At 49.8% G+C, this 22,789-nt stretch carries 20 protein-coding genes, 1 tRNA gene and 2 rRNA genes; 3 read left to right on the forward strand and 20 right to left on the reverse strand.

From position 1 onward, the window contains the following. Positions 1–71 precede the first annotated feature (71 nt). Positions 72–467, forward strand: coding sequence for a DUF1573 domain-containing protein (locus MKY48_RS30440; protein WP_076326241.1), 396 nt, complete (start codon positions 72–74; stop codon positions 465–467). Between the two features lie 122 nt (positions 468–589). Here MKY48_RS30440 and pssA read toward each other — a convergent pair whose 3' ends face one another. The 17 genes from pssA to MKY48_RS30525 form a co-directional block, all read right to left on the reverse strand. Further along, complete coding sequence (pssA, locus tag MKY48_RS30445; RefSeq protein ID WP_339268341.1) at positions 590–1,324, reverse strand: CDP-diacylglycerol--serine O-phosphatidyltransferase; 735 nt, start codon at positions 1,322–1,324, stop codon at positions 590–592. Positions 1,325–1,375: 51 nt separating this feature from the next. Further along, positions 1,376–2,452 (reverse strand): DNA integrity scanning diadenylate cyclase DisA, encoded by a 1,077-nt coding sequence (gene disA / locus MKY48_RS30450; protein ID WP_076326243.1) that lies wholly within the window; start codon positions 2,450–2,452, stop codon positions 1,376–1,378. A 13-nt stretch (positions 2,453–2,465) separates the two neighbouring features. Further along, positions 2,466–3,833, reverse strand: coding sequence for a DNA repair protein RadA (radA, locus tag MKY48_RS30455; protein ID WP_009594669.1), 1,368 nt, complete (start codon positions 3,831–3,833; stop codon positions 2,466–2,468). A 393-nt stretch (positions 3,834–4,226) separates the two neighbouring features. Beyond that, a complete protein-coding gene (gene clpC / locus MKY48_RS30460; protein ID WP_076326245.1) occupies positions 4,227–6,683 on the reverse strand; it encodes an ATP-dependent protease ATP-binding subunit ClpC in 2,457 nt (818 codons plus the stop codon). Between the two features lie 110 nt (positions 6,684–6,793). After that, positions 6,794–7,858: a protein arginine kinase gene (locus MKY48_RS30465; protein ID WP_339291812.1), complete on the reverse strand. Its 1,065-nt coding sequence runs from the start codon at positions 7,856–7,858 to the stop codon at positions 6,794–6,796. 38 nt (positions 7,859–7,896) lie between these two features. Next, the gene (locus MKY48_RS30470; protein WP_076326247.1) at positions 7,897–8,421 is read right to left on the reverse strand and encodes a UvrB/UvrC motif-containing protein; all 525 of its coding nucleotides are present in this window, start codon (positions 8,419–8,421) and stop codon (positions 7,897–7,899) included. 24 nt (positions 8,422–8,445) lie between these two features. Continuing rightward, complete coding sequence (locus MKY48_RS30475) at positions 8,446–8,907, reverse strand: CtsR family transcriptional regulator (RefSeq protein WP_006212959.1); 462 nt, start codon at positions 8,905–8,907, stop codon at positions 8,446–8,448. A gap of 361 nt (positions 8,908–9,268) precedes the next feature. After that, the gene (locus MKY48_RS30480; protein ID WP_076326248.1) at positions 9,269–9,985 is read right to left on the reverse strand and encodes a GntR family transcriptional regulator; all 717 of its coding nucleotides are present in this window, start codon (positions 9,983–9,985) and stop codon (positions 9,269–9,271) included. An 8-nt stretch (positions 9,986–9,993) separates the two neighbouring features. Next, positions 9,994–11,010, reverse strand: a complete 1,017-nt coding sequence (locus tag MKY48_RS30485) for a sugar kinase (RefSeq protein WP_339291813.1) — start codon at positions 11,008–11,010, stop codon at positions 9,994–9,996. Beyond that, positions 11,003–11,758: a KDGP aldolase family protein gene (locus MKY48_RS30490; RefSeq protein ID WP_339291814.1), complete on the reverse strand. Its 756-nt coding sequence runs from the start codon at positions 11,756–11,758 to the stop codon at positions 11,003–11,005. Before MKY48_RS30490 ends, MKY48_RS30485 begins: the two co-directional genes overlap by 8 nt. A gap of 1 nt (position 11,759) precedes the next feature. Beyond that, entirely contained in the window at positions 11,760–12,863 is a 1,104-nt protein-coding gene (locus tag MKY48_RS30495) for a DgaE family pyridoxal phosphate-dependent ammonia lyase (RefSeq protein WP_339291815.1), read from the reverse strand. After that, positions 12,841–13,944, reverse strand: a complete 1,104-nt coding sequence (locus MKY48_RS30500) for an amidohydrolase/deacetylase family metallohydrolase (RefSeq protein WP_339293565.1) — start codon at positions 13,942–13,944, stop codon at positions 12,841–12,843. Before MKY48_RS30500 ends, MKY48_RS30495 begins: the two co-directional genes overlap by 23 nt. Before the next feature lie 350 nt (positions 13,945–14,294). Continuing rightward, a complete protein-coding gene (locus tag MKY48_RS30505; RefSeq protein WP_339291816.1) occupies positions 14,295–15,041 on the reverse strand; it encodes a hypothetical protein in 747 nt (248 codons plus the stop codon). Next, positions 15,038–15,739 carry an ABC transporter ATP-binding protein gene (locus tag MKY48_RS30510; RefSeq protein WP_179090740.1) on the reverse strand — a complete coding sequence of 234 codons (702 nt, stop codon included), beginning with the start codon at positions 15,737–15,739 and terminating at the stop codon, positions 15,038–15,040. Before MKY48_RS30510 ends, MKY48_RS30505 begins: the two co-directional genes overlap by 4 nt. Positions 15,740–15,762: 23 nt before the next feature. After that, positions 15,763–16,128, reverse strand: coding sequence for a GntR family transcriptional regulator (locus tag MKY48_RS30515; protein ID WP_076326254.1), 366 nt, complete (start codon positions 16,126–16,128; stop codon positions 15,763–15,765). Between the two features lie 45 nt (positions 16,129–16,173). After that, positions 16,174–16,932 (reverse strand): ABC transporter permease, encoded by a 759-nt coding sequence (locus MKY48_RS30520; protein ID WP_339291817.1) that lies wholly within the window; start codon positions 16,930–16,932, stop codon positions 16,174–16,176. Next, positions 16,925–17,962 carry an ABC transporter ATP-binding protein gene (locus MKY48_RS30525; RefSeq protein ID WP_339291818.1) on the reverse strand — a complete coding sequence of 346 codons (1,038 nt, stop codon included), beginning with the start codon at positions 17,960–17,962 and terminating at the stop codon, positions 16,925–16,927. The genes MKY48_RS30520 and MKY48_RS30525 overlap by 8 nt, the downstream gene beginning before the upstream one ends. A gap of 180 nt (positions 17,963–18,142) precedes the next feature. Here MKY48_RS30525 and MKY48_RS30530 point away from each other — a divergent pair, with 180 nt between their 5' ends. Continuing rightward, positions 18,143–18,451: a metalloregulator ArsR/SmtB family transcription factor gene (locus tag MKY48_RS30530; RefSeq protein ID WP_145041103.1), complete on the forward strand. Its 309-nt coding sequence runs from the start codon at positions 18,143–18,145 to the stop codon at positions 18,449–18,451. Positions 18,452–18,453: 2 nt separating this feature from the next. Then, positions 18,454–19,164, forward strand: coding sequence for an SRPBCC domain-containing protein (locus MKY48_RS30535; protein WP_339291819.1), 711 nt, complete (start codon positions 18,454–18,456; stop codon positions 19,162–19,164). A 95-nt stretch (positions 19,165–19,259) separates the two neighbouring features. Here the strand turns inward: MKY48_RS30535 and rrf are convergent. The 3 genes from rrf to MKY48_RS30550 all read right to left on the reverse strand — a co-directional run bounded on the left by rrf (position 19,260) and on the right by MKY48_RS30550 (position 22,682). Continuing rightward, positions 19,260–19,376 (reverse strand): 5S ribosomal RNA (gene rrf, locus MKY48_RS30540). 66 nt (positions 19,377–19,442) lie between these two features. Further along, positions 19,443–22,368: ribosomal RNA gene (locus MKY48_RS30545) — 23S ribosomal RNA — on the reverse strand. A gap of 238 nt (positions 22,369–22,606) precedes the next feature. Further along, a tRNA-Ala gene (locus MKY48_RS30550) sits at positions 22,607–22,682 on the reverse strand. Between the last annotated feature and the right edge of the window lie 107 nt (positions 22,683–22,789).

Here is a 22,789-nt window from a genome sequence, read left to right on the forward strand (position 1 = left end):
AAATTGGTTGAAATCGCCTGAAGTAGTGGAATATAATGAACTCAATTCATAATATCGAGGTGGATGTATAAATGAGCGCTCCTAGTTTACAGGCTTTTCAGGACCAAGTTTCCGAATTGTTGCTCCGTCACCGCAGTCTCTTGGATGTTCTGTCTAAAAATGGTCAAAGCAATGCTTCAGTCAACCGGGCCGTAACCAAGGCCATCACAGAATGCGGATGCATCGAGCTCCACGCCACGAAGCAATCCTTCGATATGGGCGCTGATCTCGAATCAGCCCGGGAATTAGCTGGCACGCACGTCGAAGGCCATCTGTGCGAGAATTGCCGTGAAGCGGTAAGCACCGAGCTTGGCCGCAACCTATTTTATATGTCTGCTCTTGCGAATCTTCTGGACATTCAACTGGATGAGGTTGTTGACAAGGAGTCGCAGAAATGCTCCACATTGGGTATTTTCAACCTGTCGTAAAGCCGCTAACATGAAAACGGTTCGTAACGGCAAGGTACTCCATGCATACAAAAAAAGCATTTATCTCGCTGCGCTAGCAGGGAAATAAATGCTTTTTATTTGGATTATGTCACAAATCTGTCCTATCGGTCAGAGGATTGAAAGGCCTCATCTGATTTGGGATCATCCTTTTTACGACGTTTTTTGCGGTTCAGCCTGCGGAAATTCTGTTGCAAGCCATAACCTGCGTACAGGACCAATGGCAAGAATATCAGCTTGGAGGTCTGCTCTGGTAAGAACACGGCAACCATGACTGCGCCAATGATGACGAGCGGTGTAAATTTAATCGCTGTTTTCGGAATGCCAATCTTCTTGAAGTTCGGATACTTGACTGCGCTAACCATGAGGTAAGAAAGTAGAAGTACGGCAATAATCATATAAGTTGCTGTAATCTCTTCATGAAATAACGCCAAGGTTGCCAGCACGCCTCCCGCAGCGGGGATCGGCAGGCCGATAAAATATCCCGGTATGCCCGGACGAACATTAAATCTTGCAAGACGCAATGCGCCGCACATCGGAAATATGGCGGTCACTGTCCAAGCCAGTGCTGTATTAATATCCGTAAACGCTACGGTATACATAATGAGTGCCGGTGCTACGCCAAATGATATTACATCGGATAATGAGTCAAGTTCCTTGCCGAGCTCGCTTTGGGCATTCAATGCCCGAGCTACCCGACCGTCCAGTCCATCAAGAAGCATGGCAATGATAATCATTATGGCGGCCATACTCGTTCGACCTTCCGTCGCCAAGATGATACCAATCATTCCGAGAAACAGATTACCTAAAGTAAACATATTCGGAATTGATTTCGTCATTTTTTTTATTCACCTCATTAATGTTACGTACGAACATCGATTGTAGGTCTTTTAGATTTGTCTGTCAATAAATACTTGTTCTTGCAATCGTTTCAGGCCTTCTTTAATGGTCCGTGCGCGAACTTCACCAATCCCGTCCACTTCATCAAGTTCATGGATGGAAGCGATCATAATGCTGGATAAATCATGGAACTGGTCGACCAGATTACGTACGATCACATTCGGAAGGCGCGGGATTTTGTTCAAAATCCGGTAACCACGCGGCAGTATTTCTTCCTCTGAAGCAGCGGCGGAAGCCGGATAGCCAAGAAGCCTTACAATATGATGAATGTCCAGCAGTTCCTCATCCGTTGAACGCTTCAACGCAAGAATGATCTCGCGGATCTTCTCCTCGCTGTACTCCCGGGCATAGTCCGCATACAGCAGCCAAGCCTCTTCCTCTATGTTGCTTACAAGCTCATCCATCTGCATGCTGATCAAACGACCTTCGTTGCCGAGCTCGTTGATATAGCGCTTGATCTCCTTCTTGATGCGGAGCACCATCTCGACGCGCTGAATCACATTCACGACTTCCGGAATGGTGACCAATTCTTCAAATTCAGATGCCGAGAGGTTGGTAAGCGATTGATTAAGCACCACTCGGTATCGCTCCAAGGTCTGTATAGCCTGATTCGCCTTGGTTAAGATTACGCCGATTTCCTTCAATGCATACCGCAGCGATCCTTGATACAGCGTAATAATGTTTCGGCGCTGCGAGATGGACACAACCAGCTTGCCTGTCTGTTTCGCTACCCGCTCCGCTGTTCTGTGCCGTATCCCCGTCTCGATGGAAGAGATCGAAGAATCCGGAATCAGCTGGGTATTGGCATATAAGATACGTTTCAAGTCTTCACTCAGGATGATGGCGCCGTCCATCTTGGCCAGCTCGTATAAATAGTTTGGCGAAAAATCGCAGTTAATGGAGAAGCCGCCGTCGACAACTTCCATTACTTCCGGGCTGTAGCCCACAACGATCAGGGCGCCCGTCTTTGCCCGCAGCACGTTCTCCAGTCCGTCGCGAAACGGCGTTCCCGGTGCTACCAGCTTTAGCAAATCATTCATTTTGTCCAGTTGGCTCGTTTCTTTCACCTTCGTATGCCCCCTAATCTAACGCAACCGCTAATGCATCTGCAACGGTGTTTACTCCTATAATTTGTATTCCTTTCGGATGCTTCCATCCCTTTAAACTCTTCTCCGGCATGAGTACGCGCTTAAAGCCCAGCTTCTCGGCTTCCCTTACCCTTTGTTCCGCTCTGGAAACGGCACGAACCTCGCCGGTCAGACCAACCTCGCCAAAGATGACATCATACGGCTTGGTCGGAATGTCGCGGAAGCTGGATGCAATGCTAACCGCTATGGCCAAATCCACCGCTGGCTCATCGAGCTTCACGCCGCCGGCAACATTCAGATAGGCGTCTTGCGTTTGCAGGTACATGCCCATCCGTTTCTCCAGCACGGCAATGATCAGATTCATGCGGTGGTGGTCCACCCCTGTGCCCATCCGGCGCGGGGACGGGAAGTGGGTTGTGGAGATGAGCGCCTGCAGCTCGACCAGAACCGGACGAGTTCCCTCCATGCTTGCAACAACGGTCGAACCCGCTACCCCTAAGGGCCGTTCAGATAAGAACAGTTCCGATGGATTCCCGACTTCCCGAAGTCCATCCTCACCCATCTCAAAAATGCCAATCTCATTCGTCGAACCGAAACGGTTCTTTACCGCACGAAGCAAACGGTAAGTATGGTGACGCTCTCCTTCAAAATAAAGCACACAGTCCACCATGTGCTCCAGCATCCTTGGGCCTGCAATAGCGCCTTCCTTGGTCACATGACCGACCAGGACGGTCGCTATGCCCTTTACCTTCGCCAATCGCATGAAGCGTGCCGTACACTCCCGCACCTGGGAAACGCTGCCTGGCGCACTGGTTACCTCCGGCAAATACACCGTCTGAATGGAGTCAATGACAACAAAGCCAGGTTGCACGTTCTCAATGGCTTCCTCAATCGATTCCAGATTGGTTTCACACAGGACAAACAGCTCCGGAGACAGCGCCCCGAGCCGATCTGCACGCAGTTTGGTCTGGCGTACGGATTCCTCACCGGAAATGTACAGAACGCGAATACCGTTCTGGGCCAATCGATTGGAGGCTTGCAGCAGCAGCGTGGATTTGCCGATGCCGGGGTCACCGCCGACTAACACCAGCGAGCCCGGAACAAGCCCGCCGCCGAGCACACGGTTCAATTCCGCAATGCCCGTCTGGATTCTGGGTTCTTTACCGCTTTCTATATTTATGATCGAAAGGGGTTTTTCTTTACTATGAAAAAGAGGGGAATTCATCCCCTGCGTCTTGATTACCGTCTCGGTCTCTTCTACCATGGAGTTCCATGATTGGCAGCCCGGACATTTTCCGAACCATTTAGGCGCTTCATAGCCGCACTCGGTACAGAAAAATTTCGTTTTAGTTTTTGCCATGTAAGTCTCCTTTATGTCGCACATCAATTGTCGGATTTCGTAAAACCCTGCAAAATCAGGCATTACTCAAAGTTTACCATTTCTTATAATTGGGCGTAAAGGTTAATTGGAAACTTTACGCTAGATGTTTCGAATTTGAAGGGTCGTTAAACCATACATGTCCTCTTCGCTGCCGGATCGTTCTTACAATCGCTGGGTTGATACATGAGGGTATGTTTTCTTAATTCGCTATTCATCCATATGCCTAATTATTTTATCGATAGAAACAGCCTCGGTCATTTCATTCACATAACTTCTGAGCATCCATGTTTCTGCCCATAAACCTTCATCCTCCCTTCAAACTAAAATCAAAAACCCCCGCTGGTTTTAATCCAACGGGGGTTGAAGTTACACTTATTCCGTTTCAGCTGATGCGGCAGTGACGCTCTCGTTCTTGTGTACAACCAGCTCGCCATTTGCCTCATCAATGGTGAGCGAGTCACCCTTGGCCACAGTACCTTTCAGCAGCTCCTCGGAGAGGCGATCCTCGATGTGCTTCTGGATAGCCCGGCGCAGTGGGCGGGCACCGAAGGCCGGATCGTATCCTTCCTTCGCAATGAAAGCCTTCGCTTTGTCTGTGAGCTCGAAATGCACCTCAAATTCCTTCAGACGTTTACGCAGCTCGTCGGACATCAATGTCACGATTTGGGCAATGTGTTTCTCTTCCAGAGAGTGGAACACGATGATCTCGTCAATCCGGTTCAAGAACTCCGGACGGAAGCTCTTCTTGAGCTCATCCATCACTTTGCCTTTCATGTTGTTATAATCGCGACCTGCATCCGTCACTGCAGTAAAGCCAAGCGTAGAGTTCTTCTTGATGGCTTCCGCTCCCACGTTGGAGGTCAGGATGATCAGGGTGTTGCGGAAGTCCACCACGCGGCCCTTGGAGTCGGTCAAGCGTCCGTCTTCCAGCACCTGAAGCAAGATGTTGAATACCTCAGGGTGTGCCTTCTCGATTTCATCGAGCAGCACAACAGAATATGGTTTGCGGCGTACCTTCTCGGTCAGCTGACCGCCTTCTTCATAGCCGACATATCCCGGAGGCGCTCCGACGAGACGTGATGTGGAATGCTTCTCCATGTACTCGGACATATCGATCCGCACAACCGCATTCTCATCTCCAAACATCGCTTCCGCAAGGGCGCGTGCCAGCTCGGTTTTACCTACTCCGGTAGGACCCAGGAAGATGAAGGAGCCCATTGGACGCTTCGGATCTTTCAGTCCTGCACGTGCCCGGCGAACCGCACGGCTGACCGCTTTGACCGCTTCCTCTTGACCGATCACCCGGCTGTGCAGAATTTCTTCCAGATTCAGAAGACGCTCGGTCTCTTCTTCTTTCAGTTTATTCACAGGAATACCAGTCCAGTTGGCTACAACGTCTGCGATATCCTCCGGAGTTACCTCGGAATCGGTACGTCCTTGTTTTTCTTTCCATTGATTCTTCGTAATTTCAAGCTCTTCACGCAGCTTCTGCTCCGTATCGCGCAGCGCTGCAGCTTTCTCGAATTCCTGGCTTTGGACAGCTGCGTCCTTCTCTTTGCGGATGTCCTCCAGATGCGCTTCTTGATCTTTCAGATTTGGCGGTATGGTATACGTATGAAGGCGAACTTTCGAACCGGCCTCGTCAATCAGGTCAATCGCTTTATCCGGCAGGAAGCGGTCCGTAATGTAGCGGTCGGACAATTTCACAGCCTGCTCGATCGCTTCATCCGTAATTTTCACGCGGTGATGCGCTTCGTAACGGTCACGCAGTCCATACAGAATCTGAATGGCTTCCTCCGGCGACGGTTGGTCCACCGTAATCGGTTGGAAACGACGCTCGAGAGCAGCGTCTTTTTCAATATATTTGCGGTATTCATCCAGGGTGGTTGCCCCGATGCACTGAAGCTCTCCGCGAGCCAATGATGGCTTAAGAATATTGGAAGCGTCAATCGCACCTTCTGCACCGCCTGCACCGATCAAGGTATGAAGCTCATCGATGAACAGAACAATGTTACCCGCTTGACGAATCTCATCCATAATTTTTTTCAAGCGATCCTCAAACTCGCCGCGGTATTTGGTTCCGGCAACAACCGAGCCCATATCCAGCGTCATGACGCGTTTGTCACGCAGTGTCTCCGGAATTTCGTTGTTAATGATGCGTTGTGCCAGGCCTTCGGCAATCGCCGTTTTACCTACCCCTGGTTCACCAATCAACACCGGGTTGTTCTTCGTACGGCGGCTCAGCACCTGAATCACGCGCTCGATTTCTTTGCTGCGTCCGATGACCGGATCCAGATTGCCTTCTTTGGCAATGGCGGTCAGATCGCGAGCGAGACTGTCGAGTGTAGGCGTGCTTACGTTTTGCGGCGTGCCATGATGGCTCGATACCGCTTCGCTGCTGCCAAGCAGCTGCAGTACTTGCTGGCGGGCTTTGTTCAGGCTAATGCCCAGGTTGTTTAGCACACGTGCCGCAACCCCTTCGCCTTCACGAATGAGCCCCAGCAGAATATGCTCAGTACCTACGTAGGTATGACCAAGCTTGCGAGCTTCGTCCATGGAGAGCTCAATTACTTTTTTCGCTCTAGGCGTATAAGCAATGTTGGTAGGCTGCTCCTGTCCGCGTCCGATTAATGTTTCGACTTCATCCTGAATTTTCTCAAGACCAAGTCCAAGTCCGATCAGCGCTTTGGCTGCAATGCCGTCTCCTTCACGAATAAGTCCTAGCAGGATATGTTCTGTGCCGATATTGTTGTGACCCAGACGTACCGCTTCTTCCTGAGCCAATGCAAGCACCTTTTGTGCACGTTCCGTAAATCTGCCAAACATCATAGTATTGCACCTCCACGTTTCAATTAATATATTGAACCTCGCGGATTTCGGTGTATCGTCAGCTATAAGACGCTTACACCGTCATCCAACTGTAAAACGAGTATAGATCCTTAATGGGTACCCAGTGTTTCTCTGATGAGCTTAGCCCTGTACATGTCGCGTTCGGAAGGAGTCATTCCTTCTCCATAGGTCTTCTGCAGAAAGCCCGGCTGTGTCTTCACATTCAATTCATTCATGACCGGGATTTCCGGGCCTTCCAAGAGGCCGAGATCCACACCAAGCCGAACATCGGATAAACGCTGGGCTGCTTCCTTGGAATCCATCACCGCCGCATAGGACAGTATGCCATAGGAGCGCATGACCCGATCCGTAATCCGAAGCTTGGATTCACCCAAGAGCCGGGCTCTGGCATTCTTCTCATGCTCGATGATTTGCAGGGCGACGCTGTGAAGATTCTCAATGATCTCCGACTCGGTTTGACCGAGCGTAATCTGATTCGAGATTTGAAACAGGTTGCCTAACGCTTCACTGCCTTCACCGTAAATCCCTCTTACCGTCAAGCCTACCTGCGATACAGCCGAGAGAATCCGGTTAATCTGCTGTGTCATAACAAGAGCGGGCAAATGCATCATGACGGATGCGCGAAGACCGGTGCCGACATTCGTCGGACAGCTTGTAAGATAACCTCGCTTGTCATCAAACGCATAATCGATCTCGGATTCAAAAACATCATCCAGCGCCGTCGCACGTGCCCATGCCTCACGAACCTGAAATCCGGGATATAAACACTGGATGCGCAGGTGATCCTCTTCATTGATCATAATGCTGACGGATTCATCTTCAGTAAGGATGACTGCACCGTTTCGGGATTCATTCGCCAGATTGGGACTGATTAGATGCTTCTCAACAAGAACCTTCTTATCCAGCTCATCAATCTCACTTAATTTAATTACATGCAAATCCCCGAATTCCTGCAAATCGTCCTTATTCTTCAATACATCCGTCAGGCGCTCTAGCACTTCTCCTGACTGCTGATCCGTTGCCAGCAGCGGGAAAGGAAGATGCTGCAGATTGCGCGCCACCCTAACACGGGTGCTGATGACAATGTCGGAATCCTGACCGTTCCCGCGCATCCACTCGCTCAGCGCCGAATCGGTAAACCGGAGATTAGACATCACGCATTCCTCCTACTAAAGTGCAAAATCTTACAATCTTATCCCTGAGCCATATTTCGCTCCAGCTCACGGATTTGGTCCCGTATCTCGGCAGCCGTTTCAAACTCCTCCTGCACGATCCGAATTTGAAGCTCCTTCTTAAGGTCATCGATTTGGCGTTTGATCTGAATCCGGCCACCCGTACGCTTCGGCACTTTGCCGACATGGGAAGTCCCCCCATGGACTCGCTTAAACAATGGATCCAATCGATCCGAGAAATATTTATAACACGAGCTGCAGCCGAACCGGCCAAGCTTGCTGAACTGGGAATACGTCATACCGCATTCTTCACATTGCAGCGTCTGAGCCATTTTTGCACCGGGGCTCTGGCCCTTGCCTGAAGGATCCAGATCCAGAAGACCTGACAGCAAACTGTGTATAGAAAAACCATTCGACGTGCCGGGGATCAATTCCCCTTTTTCACGGGCACAGGTTTCACAAAAATGAAACTCCGTTTTCTCCCCGTTCACAATTTTGGTGAAATGAAGTGTCGCCGGCCGTTTACCGCATTCTTGGCATAACATAATCCGATGCCTCCTTACACAGACTCACTTACCTAATAAAGAAATAAGCATCGCCTTCATAATCCTTGCACGCAGCTCATCCCGATAAGGAAGCTTCACATTCAGGCACTCCCTCGAAATGGCGGCCCGCATCAGGCTGGCCTCCCGCCTCGTTAAAAACCGGGATTCCTCCAGCTGGTAAATCAATCCTTCAGCCACCGTCTGATCAATCATGCTGCCGATGGTATGGTGAAGATGCTGCTGGAGTGCAGTATGCTGGGGAAGCTCGATACGCTGGATGCGTATGTACCCGCCCCCGCCGCGCTTGCTCTCGACAAGAAAGCCCTTCTCCAGCGTGAACCGTGTACTGATCACGTAGTTGATCTGGGAAGGAACGCAAGAAAATTGCTCCGCCAGATCGTTGCGTTGAATTTCAACGGTACCCTCCGGACTTTCCTGCAGTATGCTCTTCAGGTATTGTTCGATAATATCAGAGATATTACGCATTAGTCTGTTCATCCTCCACTGTTTGAAACGTTAAGACGGATAGTGATCTTACACGTCCGCACAGAGCCTTGCTTATACGTTAATTTTAACCATAATCAAAATCAGCGAACCCTCTCGTTGACTTTGACTTTCTTTGACTTTGATCTCATTATAGCACATTTTTTCATTTTGCCAAGAGGGTTCTTCTCAATTTATCGCGGTTAGCAGTTATTCTTATTGTACCCAGTTCTTTGACCGCTTATAGCCTCTTTCCCAAGAACAATTCATTTCAAGGGCAACAAAAAAGAAGCAGCCTTCATGCCGGGTGAAAACCGGTCTCAAGGCCACTTCTCCATATCGTGCTCCTGTATCGTCTACATCTTCAAGCGTCATAACTGATCAAGTAGTGCTGTAATTCCGTGTTGTAATAACCGATGCTGTATTCAATGATACTGCCTGTCCCGTCATAAGAGGATCTGAGCCGCTTCAGTAACGGCGCGCCTATACTTACTTCAAGCAAGGAGGCAATCTCCTCATTTGCCACGGTCGCCAGAAAACGGTCGCGGAAATTCTCCAGCGTAATTTGACTCTCCTCGATGCGGTCATACAGAGACGGCAGTTCGGTGGAACCGAACTCTTCACCCATATCCACTTGGGATGACACATAGTGGGTGTAGTAAATGAAAGGGCTCCCGTCCAGTAAATACAAACGTTCAATAAGCAGGCACCGCTCTCCGAATTTTAAGAACAATTCGCTATCCGGCTCATTGAGCACCCATTCCGTCTTCAGGTGGCGTTTCCGAATCTGGTGTCCTTCTTCGACCAGAATCTCGGTGAACAGCTTGCCTTTGGAAAGCTTGGAGAAGGAAGTGTTCCGGGTCACAATCGTTCCTACCCCGCTCCGCTTCTCTACATACCCTTCCTGATACAACTCCTGGATCGCATTGCGGACCGTCATTTTGCTAACGTTAAATTCCTGTTCCAGCTGCGGCTCGGAAGGAATATGGGAGCCAAGTGGATACTCCCCATGCAGAATCCGATCTTTTATGATCTTCTTGATTTGCAAGTATAACGGACCGTTCTTCCGCGTGATCGACATGCTTCCTCCTACCTTTCCACGTCAGACATATGATGACTCATTGCCTGAAGCACTTCGCGTTCGCTCGCCGTCGGCGTATCCCCTGTTACGGTATGGGCAAGCATCGCCGCAGCTGCGGCAAAATCAACCGTCCGATTCGGTTCATATCCCTCCGAGATCCCGTGAATCACCCCACTGGCGTAGGCATCACCTGCGCCGATACGGTCATGGACGGAAAACGTCAAGGTTTTGGAAAAGTGAAACGCTCCATCCGTGTAGAGATAGCCTTGCAGGGAATGAGTGTTATCCCCGTTGATCTTGCGGTGGGTACCCGACGCAACCGTAATATTATACTTCGCTGCCACCTTCGGGATCAACTCCTGCAGCTGTTCGCTCTGATCCTCCCGGGTCGTCTCCATGCCAAGGATATAGATGGCATCTTTCTCATTCATAAAAACGATATCCGCTAAAGACAGCATTTCCTCATAGTGCGGCTTGGCAAACTCGTAGCGGTCCGCCCCCCATAAAGTGGGACGATAATTGCAATCGAACACAACGGTTCCGCCGTTTTTTTTAACTTCACGAGCCAGTGTCTTCATTTGGCCCCGTACCGTATCGTTCATGGAAAGGGTAATCCCGCAAAAATGGACCATGTCTATCTTTTCAGCAATCGCACCGAAATCGTACATGGCATCCTCCGCCGTATTAAAGCTGCTGCCCAGTCGATCCGTATAAGTTACACGTCCGGGTCTTACACCAAAGCCATTCTCCAGAAAGTACATGCCGACATATTTGCCTCCGCGGCTAATGAGCGCAGTGTCGATGCCAAGCTTGCGCAGGTAGGAAATCGCCGCTTCGCCAAGCGGGTTATCCGGCAGCGTGCTGACCAGATATCCGTTATGACCGAACCTTGCCACAGCCGAGGCGATGTTTACACCCGTGCCGGAAAAGGAGTAATTCAGATGGCTCTCTTGAGCCAAGGAAGCATATCCCGGTACTTGAAGACGCATCATCACTTCGCCATATGCGGCAATCGTCTTAGGCATATTGATCAACCAGCGCTTTTAGCTTGAGATGCAGCTCTTGAACATCGCTAATGATCGTATCTCCACTGGCCGAGTCGATAATCGAAGAGTACACGTGCGGGATGACCTGCTGCACTCCCGCTTCGAATGCGATGCGCACGATGGCTTCAAAATTCTCTTTATCAATCCCGCCTGTTGGTTCAAGCGCGAATCCTTCCTCCGCACATGCCTTCGCTACCGCGCGGTACTCATCCTCCAGCTCCAAGCCTTGCATCGGGAAGTACTTCAGTGCGTTACCGCCCATATCGCGCACAAGCGCAATGGCCGCTTTAACAGGTACGATCGCTTTGTCCGATCCGGCAGCGCTCACCGGTCCGGTTGAGATATTCACGTAGCCTACTTGACCCGAAGGGGACACGAGGCTGTTAATCCAGCTTTCTTTGCCATCCAGATTGGCACGTGTAGCACCAACTGCCGGGAACACCTGATTGATATGCGTGCCTGGGTAGCTCTTCACAATCTCAGCTACCACAGCAGCTTGACGGTTATCGCCAGCACCCAATCCGATCGATACCGCATCTTCGATAACGGCGCCATACTCCTTCATCGCAATAACGGCCTCTTGCGCGTTCGGATAATTTTTGGACAATACGCCGACCACCACATGCCCTTCCGCAGCTTCGAAAATTTCCTTCGCATTCTGAATGCTGCCTGCAAGTACGTTCAGTGCCGCGCGATTTCTATAAAGACGTTTCTCCATATTTGCCATTTTAGTTTCCCCCTGCAATCTGTTGTATTCTCGTTATAATGACTTGCAAATCATCCCCGGAAAGCGAGCGAGGATCGATATCAAAATACCCCTGGCGAACGCCGTAATCCCTGGTGTATACGGCAATATCGCCTTCGCGAAGCTGATCGTTCATGGACTTCGCACTAACCCCGGCTGCATGTTCATCGACTTTCACGCGCCCCCGGAAGATCGCCCTTCCCGCTTCGTCCTGCACAATGGTTACCTCAATGCCCGGCAATTTCGATAAGGACTTCATTTCCTCCAGCGCCGCTTTCTCCTGCTCACTCTTATCTTCCTTCACCGTATACTCGTCCAGCGCCTGAAGCAATCCAAACGTTGTTTCCTTGCCGACCTTCATACTGCGCCCAATACCATGCAGCTGCGCTTTCACCCACTCCACATATTGGCGTTTGCCGCCGACAATGCCGGAGGTCGGGCCTTCAATTGCCTTGGATCCGCTGTATATGGCCAGGTCCCCGTATTTCACATATTTCTGGATATCCTCTTCAGCAGCAGCATCAATGATTAGCGGAAGTCCATGCGCCTGAGCCACTTCTGCCGCTTCTTCCACCGAGATCATATTTTTCTGCACGCAGTGATGAGATTTCACGTACAAAATGGCTGCAGTACGCTCATTTATCGCTTCCGCGATATGCTCCTTACGCCCTTCGTTGGCATACCCGACTTCAACGACCTTGCCGCCTCCGAGATAAACCATCGTTTCAACAGGTGCCCCATATTGCACGTTATGTCCCTTAAACATGATAATCTCGTTCTTCGCGATTGGCTCCTGGTGTAATCGGTCACTGCGCCTGCGATTGCCTTCGGTGACGATTCCAGCCACGGAAAGAGCGATACCGCTGGAAGCGGAATTGACAACAACCGCTGCCTCGGAACCGAGAATTCGCGCCATGTAATCGCCTGCTTTATCAACCAGATCCGCGATTTCCACGTAACTCTGCCCTCCGATCCGCATCGCTTCCATGACGGTATCCGTCGGTGCCGATACGCCAAGAATACTCATGCGCCCGCTGGCATTAACTACGCGCTTCAACCCATATTTAGCATGTAATGAATGATCCATTGACTACCACTCCTCTGGCTTCGATATATCGATCAGCGATTCGGGTCTCCCCTTCGGAATCCGTTAAACTCATAGCGCCCTGCTGCAGCGCAAACAGCGTCAGGTGAGCGGCATCGCCGACTTGGATTCGGCCAAGCTCCGGACGGCGCAGCCATCCTGCTGCATGGTCCGTTACCGCTGAGATCACCTCCTGCAAGCTGTATCCCAAATAAAGGAACTTCGTCAGGACATTAGCCAGGCTGTACACCGGGCCATTGATGCGATTCCCGCGATAGATATCAGTGCTGATCGTGTCAGGTTTAATCCCTTGGGTCTTGGCATACTCTGCCACCAAGAACGAGAAGCTTGCCGTTCCATGGCCCACATCCAGATGAACACCACGAGCTATCGCCTCCACCAGGGCAGGAATCGGCTTTCCGTCGGAATCAAATAAATTGTTGGCCTTCCCATTTAAATAATGAGTGATAATGTCATCCTTCTGAAGCAATTCCAATACTTCCTCAATCGGCGGTGGCCCGGACCCGATATGTACCATTAGCGGCAACGACGTTTTTCCTGATATTTTTCTTGCAAGACGAAGCGGCTCAACCCCATTCTCCTTGACTACGCTTTTGCTGATTCTGGCCTTGAGTCCAATGATCAGATCTGGATAGGTGCATACCGACTTTGTTGCCTTCTCAGCATCGATCCATTCCAAACTGGACAACTCGTCGACCCGCTGCAGACCGATATGGGAAATATTCAAAAAAGCAAACACATTCGTCTTGGACCTTGCAACCTCGGCTGCCAGTTCTCCAATTGTATCCGCGCCACAGCTCCCTGCGTCGATAATGGTGGCAACCCCTTGCTTTACGCCTATCTCGTCGATGGCATCTCCGTAAGGCTCCAGCTTAGCGACCGCATGGACGTGCATATCGATCCAGCCGCTGGACACATATAGTCCCGTACCATCAAAACTGTTGGCACCGTGTGCCATGTTCGCATCCGTTATTTCGGTTATGAACCCGTTCTCCATGACAATGTCAAAAGGTTTATCCTCATGCACCGTCTTTACATTGCGTATAATAAAACGCTGTTCCAATATCTTCATAACTTCACTCCTTCAGCCTTGCCGGATCAGCCTTAGATCCTCTTATCCCGTCGGTTTACATTGTATAAGTTGAGTGTCGTGATTATAGCATAGCACAGAACGTGCATTACGTGAATATAACGTTATAATGTTTAAGTCCTATTTCTATATTTATTAGAATGATGCAATGAAGGGTTGCGCTCTTGCTCAGTACCGGGTATGGGTATGGTTCTAGTTCTGTTTTCCCCGTGTTATCTCCTTCCATATGCAAAAAAACTGCCTTCGATAGGCAGTCTCTTTGTTCGTTCTATAGTCTAGACCTTCTTCATTCATCTTCCGGATTTCCAAGTACTCTTTTTTTGTTAAACCTCAACCTTCCGGTCGATGAGGTAAACCGTTGCATACAAGATCAAGGCGGCCATGATCACTTCAAAAGCAAGTCCCCCCCATGCTAATGTATATTGCATTGTCGACACCGTAATGTCTGCTTCTTTCTCAAAAAATGAAATGTTGGCCATAGGGCCGACCCACGCTGCCTCATCTCCGAAGAGTACTTGGCTAAGCCAGCCAAGAACATATTGCAATACGAAGAAAACCAGAATGCCGATCCAAGTACTGCCCTTCTTCGTGATGCTCCTGGACACGGTAATTGCAAAAAATATCGCAATCATCAAGTAGATGAATTTCCATATCATCATCAGGGCAAACCCAACATAATACGAAACGGGAACATCGCCGAAATTGATATTTTCCCAAATGCCGGCTGAGCTCCAATAGTACCATAAATGCAGAGCCATCAATATGCCAAGTGTCAGCAAGCTTACACATGCAAGTAAAAGTGATGAAACCACATTCCACACGGAACGTACGGGGAGTAAACGCCGGTGATATGCCTTTATGTTATAGCCGAAGTTCTTGCCAGTGACTACAAGAAGCAGGACACTCACAGAGCCATAAGCCAGCATGCTTAAACCCAACTTTACTCCAAGCTCCCAATCTTTTATAGAGCCCGTTACGGTGATCGCTATCTGAACGATGAGAAGGATCGCGAAGGCGCCGAGCAGCGTGGTCGAGTTTCTCTTCCAGTCGTATTTGAACAGTTTCATCATTCCGCATACACCTCTTTAAACATCTCATCCACGCTTTTTCCGTGTTTTAGGCGGATGTTCTCAACTTCGTCATGCATCACTACTTCGCCGCCCTGAATAAAGATCACTTCATCAAATATCCGCTCAATATCCCGGACCAAATGGGTTGAAATGATAATGCTGCTATCCTCATTGTAGAATTCAACTATCGCATCCAAAATTTTGCCCCGGGCTACCGGATCCACTCCGCCAATCGGCTCATCCAGCATATACAGCTGGGCTTCACGGGACAAGGCCAGTGTTAACTGCAGGCGCTCATTCATTCCTTTGGACAAGGAACTGATGCGGTCTTGGGTCTTTAAATTCATGAATTCCAGCATGTTGCGGGCCTTCTCCACATTAAAGTCCTCATAAAAATCTTTAAAATATGCCACCGCATCCGATACCTTCATCCAAGATTCCGTCACGGGCCGGTCCGGCATAAAGGAAACGATGGCTTTGGTTTCCAAGCCGACCGGTTTGCCATTCACGTAAGCGCCGCCCTTTGTCGGCTGCATCAACCCAGCCGCAATCTTCATGAGCGTACTCTTTCCGCTGCCATTGGTGCCCAGCAAACCAATGATTTTCCCACCGCTGATATCCAGATTGACATCCTGTAACGCTCTGCGACCACCGGCATATGTTTTGGTCACGTTTCTTACCTGTAACAGATTCTCCACCGTGATTTCACCTCCACTATGGATCATGGCTGCTTCACAGCATCTTCCACGATCGATATGATGTCCTGATCTTTAAAGCCAAGCTCCTGCATACCGCGAATAAAGCGTTCCAGCAGATCGCCGGCCATTTCTTTTTTGATTTCCATAATTTTGGATTCCTCGCTTGTCACGTATCGGCCCAATCCTCTCCGTGTCTCCACAATACCCTCACGCTCCAATTCCTGAAAAGTTCGCTGCACCGTGTTTGGATTTATTTGAAGCTCACTCGCTAATTCTCGAACCGATGGGATTTTATCACCGGGCTGCAGTTTACCGATGATGATTTCTTTCTTTAGATACGTCATGATCTGTAAATAGATCGGCAGATTATTGTCGAATTCTATACTCACTGTCGGGTTGCTCCTTTCCGCCGCTCTACCTCGAACTCAGGTCCCTTATGCGACATCCCGTTTTTTAAACGTAACAAAGCCTATCGCAAGAAACAAGAGGAGATATACAGCGAGCATCATCATTGAGAATGTTAAACTCATGCCTGGAATTGGGGAGCCTGCCCCTCCGCTGTACATGGAGAGATCCACGTTCAGGAACAGCAGGTATTTAGACCAGGAGTAACGCGCAAGCAGCTGTACCACCATACTTTCCATTATGACCATGAACATGCCAATGCCGATTGCAGGACCGGTAGATCTCGTTAGAATGCCTACCATAAAGGTTAGCGTTACATAAACGATCGTATACACCAGGTTGTTCACTGCCCCAACGAGCACATCTCCAAGCGTAACGGAGCCGACATCCATACCGAACGTAATTTGACCAGTCAGCACGGCTACAGCAAACATGAAGGCCACCAGTGTTAAGATGTAAATCAATACGGCAACATATTTCGATGCCAAAATCTTGGTGCGGCTCTGTGCACGTATAAGCAGCAATTTGATCGTTCCCATGCTGTGCTCCTTCGCTACGGCTCCGGCCGTCACGACAATGGCAAGCAAAGTCAGTACTTGCCCCATTCCCTTGGTTGTTACTGCTATCTCGGCAAATTCATAACCGGTACTGCCCCCACCGGAAAACTTATAGAGCAAGAACGCCATGAAGATCACCATTCCGGCCAAAAGCGCATATGGCAGAAAGAAGCTGCGTTTCTTAAACATTTTGAGCCATTCATTCCAGACGAGATTTCCAAAGCTACGCAATGCGGTTGCCTCCTGTCCATTTTAAGAATTCTTCTTCAAGTGACGATTTGATCTCTTCTACCCTGTAAATCCGTACCCGTGCATCACACAGTGACTGGATTAGCGCAGGAATATTTTCTTCATGAAGTTGAAGGGTAATGGTTCCTTCTTCCATTTGAGTGTTGAGCAATGTGATGTTTTGTAAGTGTCTAATCGTTTGTTCAGCCATGGCCACGTCATTCACGCGGAAGCTTACCGTGGTAAATTCTTCATTAACGACTGTCCCCCCGATAGATCGCTCCGTTACAAATTTACCTTCCTGGATAACGACCACGCGGCTGCACATCAGTTCCATCTCCGACAGCAAGTGGCTGGATACGAGAATCGCAATCCCCTCATCCCTGGCGATTTGTTTCAAGTAATCCCGCATTTCGCGAATGCCGGCAGGATCCAGGCCGTTCGTCGGCTCGTCGAGAATCAGGATGGACGGATTGTGGAGCAGAGCCTGTGCGATTCCTAATCGTTGGCGCATACCAAGGGAATAAGCACGAACCTTCTTGTGGATGGCGTCCTGCAGCCCGACAAGCTTGACGACCTCCATGATTCTTGTGATCGTCACTCCCTCGGACATCCGCTGGTACTGTCTCAAGTTGTCATAACCGCTCATGTACGGGTAAAATTCCGGATTTTCGATGATGCCCCCGATATGACGAACGGCTTGAACGAAGTCCTTCTTGATGCTGTGCCCCTTTACCAGTACATCGCCTTGGCTCATATCGATCAACCCTACAATCATTCGAATGGTTGTTGTTTTGCCCGCGCCGTTCGGTCCAAGCAAACCGACGATTTCACCGCGATGGATGTCAAAGGATAGCCCATCGACGATGTTCTTCTTTCCGATCGTTTTGGTGACCTGTTCAACGGTCAGAACGACTGGACCTTGCTTGGCATTCTTCCTCTCCGTAGAAACTGAAGCATGTATTTCGTTCTTTAAATCCGTTGCGGCATTCTCTATATTTGTTGTTGCTTCATTGGATGCATTTCCGTTCATGGTTTTTCTTCCACTCCTTTTTGTATCGGTGTCATAGTTAAATAGTACACTAGTGTCTTGGTTGTGTAAAGCCCTTTTTTGTTTAATCATTCGTATTGACTTTCAGATGTTGGAAAATTATACTTAACTCATTCATATAACCAAAAGGTTATATTTTGGAAAGATGGGGGGATTCCAACCATGAGTGATATGTACCGCGCCATTTCCGATCCCATCCGAAGGAAAATCCTAAATATGGTCGCTCATCAAGAGCTCCCTCAGCTGGAGATCGTGAAGGCATTCCATATCTCACAGCCCGCCGTAAAAAAGCATCTTGCTATCTTGCTGGAAGAGGAGCTATTACTAGAGCGAAGAGAAGGCAAGTATTGCTACTACCGATTGAATACCCCGACTTTTCAGCGAGGGTATGCGGAACTTCAACAAGAGCTTGGCTCTATTCTGGAGAATAAGTTAAGCAGACTTAAACAATATCTTGAGGAGGACTCATAAGAATGGACTCTATTTTTAACCATGTTAAGCGGGAGATTGTCATCCGTACAACACCCGATCGTGTATGGAAAGCACTGACCGATCCGCAAGAACGCAATCGATGGGAGACTCGCCATTGTGAGATCGATCTGAAGGTCGGCGGTCAAGTCTCTCTTGATTACGGCTGGGGCGTATCCTATAGCGGCACGATTGAGGAGCTTACGCCTTACCGCAAACTCACGCTCAAGGGAGAAGACCAGGAGCTTACCATTTGGACCATTGAACCACATACAGAAGGCACCTTGGTCCAGATCGAGTATACAGGATTATGGTCCAATGAGCGGGAGTATATGATGATGCATAACATGGCCTTCGGTACATACCGATTCATGCGGAATATGGAGAGCGTGCTGGAGACTGGCCAAGATATCCGATCCACTTTCTGGTCCAGCTGGATCGGCATGAATCATTATACATACCGTCGTGACGGCATAGAGGGCGTCAAAGTCGTTGAGGTGTTTGCCCACACACCTGCAGACGGTGTCTTAGAGGAAGGCGATATCATTACGAGTGCGGCTGGCCAGGTCATTCGCAGTTATGATGAGCTGGAAGATCATGTCACATCGATGAAGCCTGGCGAGCAGGTTGTCATCGGTTTTATCCGACATGGCAAACCTAGCAGCGTTACACTTACGGTGCTGCCTTATGGACAGCGGAACGTGGTTGAAGCATAAGTCATGAAGTGCAGTAAGTAATGAAGTAGTTCAAATTATCTGCATATAGGAAAAGACCGTTATCGAGTAATCGATAACGGTCTTTATGGTTGTTCGCTTGGCGACGTCCTACTCTCCCGGGACCCTTCGGTCCAAGTACCATCGGCGCTGGAAGGCTTAACGGTCGTGTTCGGTATGGGTACGCGTGGAACCCTTCCGCTATCGCCACCAAACGGTTCAGATGCTTGATCACCTGAAAACTAGATACGAAACGAATTTGCAGCACATTGAAATATGTTTTGGATAAGCCCTCGACCGATTAGTATTGGTCAGCTCCATGCATTGCTGCACTTCCACCTCCAACCTATCTACCTCGTGGTCTTCAAGGGGTCTTACGAATTGGGAAATCTCATCTTGAGGGGGGCTTCACGCTTAGATGCTTTCAGCGCTTATCCCTTCCGTACGTAGCTACCCAGCCATGCTCCTGGCGGAACAACTGGTGCACCAGCGGTACGTCCATCCCGGTCCTCTCGTACTAAGGACAGCTCCTCTCAAATTTCCTACGCCCACGACAGATAGGGACCGAACTGTCTCACGACGTTCTGAACCCAGCTCGCGTACCGCTTTAATGGGCGAACAGCCCAACCCTTGGGACCTACTTCAGCCCCAGGATGCGATGAGCCGACATCGAGGTGCCAAACCTCCCCGTCGATGTGGACTCTTGGGGGAGATAAGCCTGTTATCCCCAGGGTAGCTTTTATCCGTTGAGCGATGGCCCTTCCATGCGGTACCACCGGATCACTAAGCCCGACTTTCGTCCCTGCTCGACTTGTAGGTCTCGCAGTCAAGCTCCCTTATGCCTTTGCACTCTTCGAATGATTTCCAACCATTCTGAGGGAACCTTGGGGCGCCTCCGTTACTCTTTAGGAGGCGACCGCCCCAGTCAAACTGCCCGCCTGACACTGTCCCCGTACCGGATTACGGTACCAGGTTAGAACCTAGATACGATCAGGGTGGTATCCCAACGTCGCCTCCACACAAGCTGGCGCTCATGCTTCAAAGGCTCCCACCTATCCTGTACAGATCGTACCCAAATCCAATATCAAGCTGCAGTAAAGCTCCATGGGGTCTTTCCGTCTTGTCGCGGGTAACCTGCATCTTCACAGGTATTAAAATTTCACCGGATCTCTCGTTGAGACAGCGCCCAAGTCGTTACGCCATTCGTGCGGGTCAGAATTTACCTGACAAGGAATTTCGCTACCTTAGGACCGTTATAGTTACGGCCGCCGTTTACTGGGGCTTCGGTTCACAGCTTCGGATTGCTCCTAACCGCTCCCCTTAACCTTCCAGCACCGGGCAGGCGTCAGCCCGTATACTTCGCCTTACGGCTTCGCACAGACCTGTGTTTTTGCTAAACAGTCGCTTGGGCCTTTTCACTGCGGCCCCCTCGGGCTATTCACCCTACCGAGGCACCCCTTCTCCCGAAGTTACGGGGTCATTTTGCCGAGTTCCTTAACGAGAGTTCTTCCGCGCGCCTTAGAATTCTCTTCTCGCCTACCTGTGTCGGTTTGCGGTACGGGCACCTTCACCTGACTAGAGGCTTTTCTTGGCAGTGTGAGATCATGACCTTCGCTACTATAATTTTCACTCCCCATCACAGCCCAGCCTTACGATGTGCGGATTTGCCTACACATCAGCCTCACTGCTTGGACGGACATCCATCAGTCCGCGTCACTACCCTCCTGCGTCACCCCATCGTTCATAACGGTTTACGGTGGTACAGGAATTTCAACCTGTTGTCCTTCGATTACGCCTTTCGGCCTCACCTTAGGTCCCGACTTACCCTGAGCGGACGAGCCTTCCTCAGGAAACCTTGGGCTTTCGGCGGATCAGATTCTCACTGATCTTTTCGTTACTCATACCGGCATTCTCACTTGTATGCTGTCCAGCGCTCCTTACGGTACACCTTCAACCTACATACAACGCTCCCCTACCCCTGATGCAAAGCATCAAGCCATAGCTTCGGTGGTGTGTTTAGCCCCGTTACATTTTCGGCGCAGAGTCACTCGACCAGTGAGCTATTACGCACTCTTTAAATGGTGGCTGCTTCTAAGCCAACATCCTGGTTGTCTGTGCAACTCCACATCCTTTCCCACTTAACACACACTTGGGGACCTTAGCTGATGGTCTGGGCTGTTTCCCTTTTGACAATGGATCTTAGCACTCACTGTCTGACTCCCGGATATAAGTCTATGGCATTCGGAGTTTGACTGAGCTTGGTAACCCTTGCGGGCCCCGCACCCAATCAGTGCTCTACCTCCACGACTCTCAATTCCGAGGCTAGCCCTAAAGCTATTTCGGGGAGAACCAGCTATCTCCGAGTTCGATTGGAATTTCTCCGCTACCCCCACCTCATCCCCGCATTTTTCAACATACGTGGGTTCGGGCCTCCAGTGCGTGTTACCGCACCTTCACCCTGGACAGGGGTAGATCACACGGTTTCGGGTCTACGTCCACATACTAACTCGCCCTATTCAGACTCGCTTTCGCTGCGGCTACGGCTTCTCGCCTTAACCTTGCATGGGAACGTAACTCGCCGGTTCATTCTACAAAAGGCACGCCATCACCCATAAATAGGGCTCTGACTTCTTGTAAGCACACGGTTTCAGGATCTATTTCACTCCCCTTCCGGGGTGCTTTTCACCTTTCCCTCACGGTACTGTTTCACTATCGGTCGCTAGGGAGTATTTAGCCTTAGCAGATGGTCCTGCTGGATTCATACGGGGTTTCACGTGCCCCGCACTACTCGGGATCCGTCTCGGAGGGAATATACTTTCGGCTACAGGGCTTTTACCTCTTATAGCGGGCCTTTCCAGACCTCTTCGCCTAATAAATTCCTTTGTAACTCCATGTGAGACGTCCCACAACCCCAGAGAGCAAGCTCTCTGGTTTAGGCTGTTCCGCGTTCGCTCGCCGCTACTGACGGAATCACTCTTGTTTTCTCTTCCTCCAGGTACTTAGATGTTTCAGTTCCCTGGGTATGCCTCCTCGTATCCTATGTATTCAGATACGGGTAACTGACTATTACATCAGCTGGGTTTCCCCATTCGGACATCCCCGGATCGAAGCTTGCTTACAGCTCCCCGAGGCAGTATCGTTGTTCGCCACGTCCTTCTTCGGCTCCTAGCGCCTAGGCATCCTCCGTGTGCTCTTAGTAGCTTAACCAATTGCTTCAGTTTCGCGCCATTCGCTCTGTTGTCCGTTTGTTTCCTGATCTACTAAACGAGTTAATAGGTGGAAACGAAACTTCCAAAGGATCGACTGTCACGAATCTTCCGCTGCTACCATTTTATTAAACTTGTTTGACACAAGTTCAGCTAAAAGGATATTTCTAATTGCGCAAATTCGTTTCGTTATCTAGTTTTCAAGGATCAATTGTATATCTTAATAGATGAAATTGATTTGGTGGAGCCAAGGGGGATCGAACCCCTGACCTCCTGCGTGCAAGGCAGGCGCTCTCCCAGCTGAGCTATAGCCCCTCAAATTCCATCAAAACTGAACAAATGAATACACGTCGTGGTTGACTCCATTGAAGTCTGTACGATGACTTGCGTCATCGTTATTTGAATGTCTTCGTTGCAGAAGA

The organism is Paenibacillus sp. FSL W8-0187, assembly GCF_037969755.1.
In the GTDB taxonomy this organism is placed as follows: domain Bacteria; phylum Bacillota; class Bacilli; order Paenibacillales; family Paenibacillaceae; genus Paenibacillus_AQ.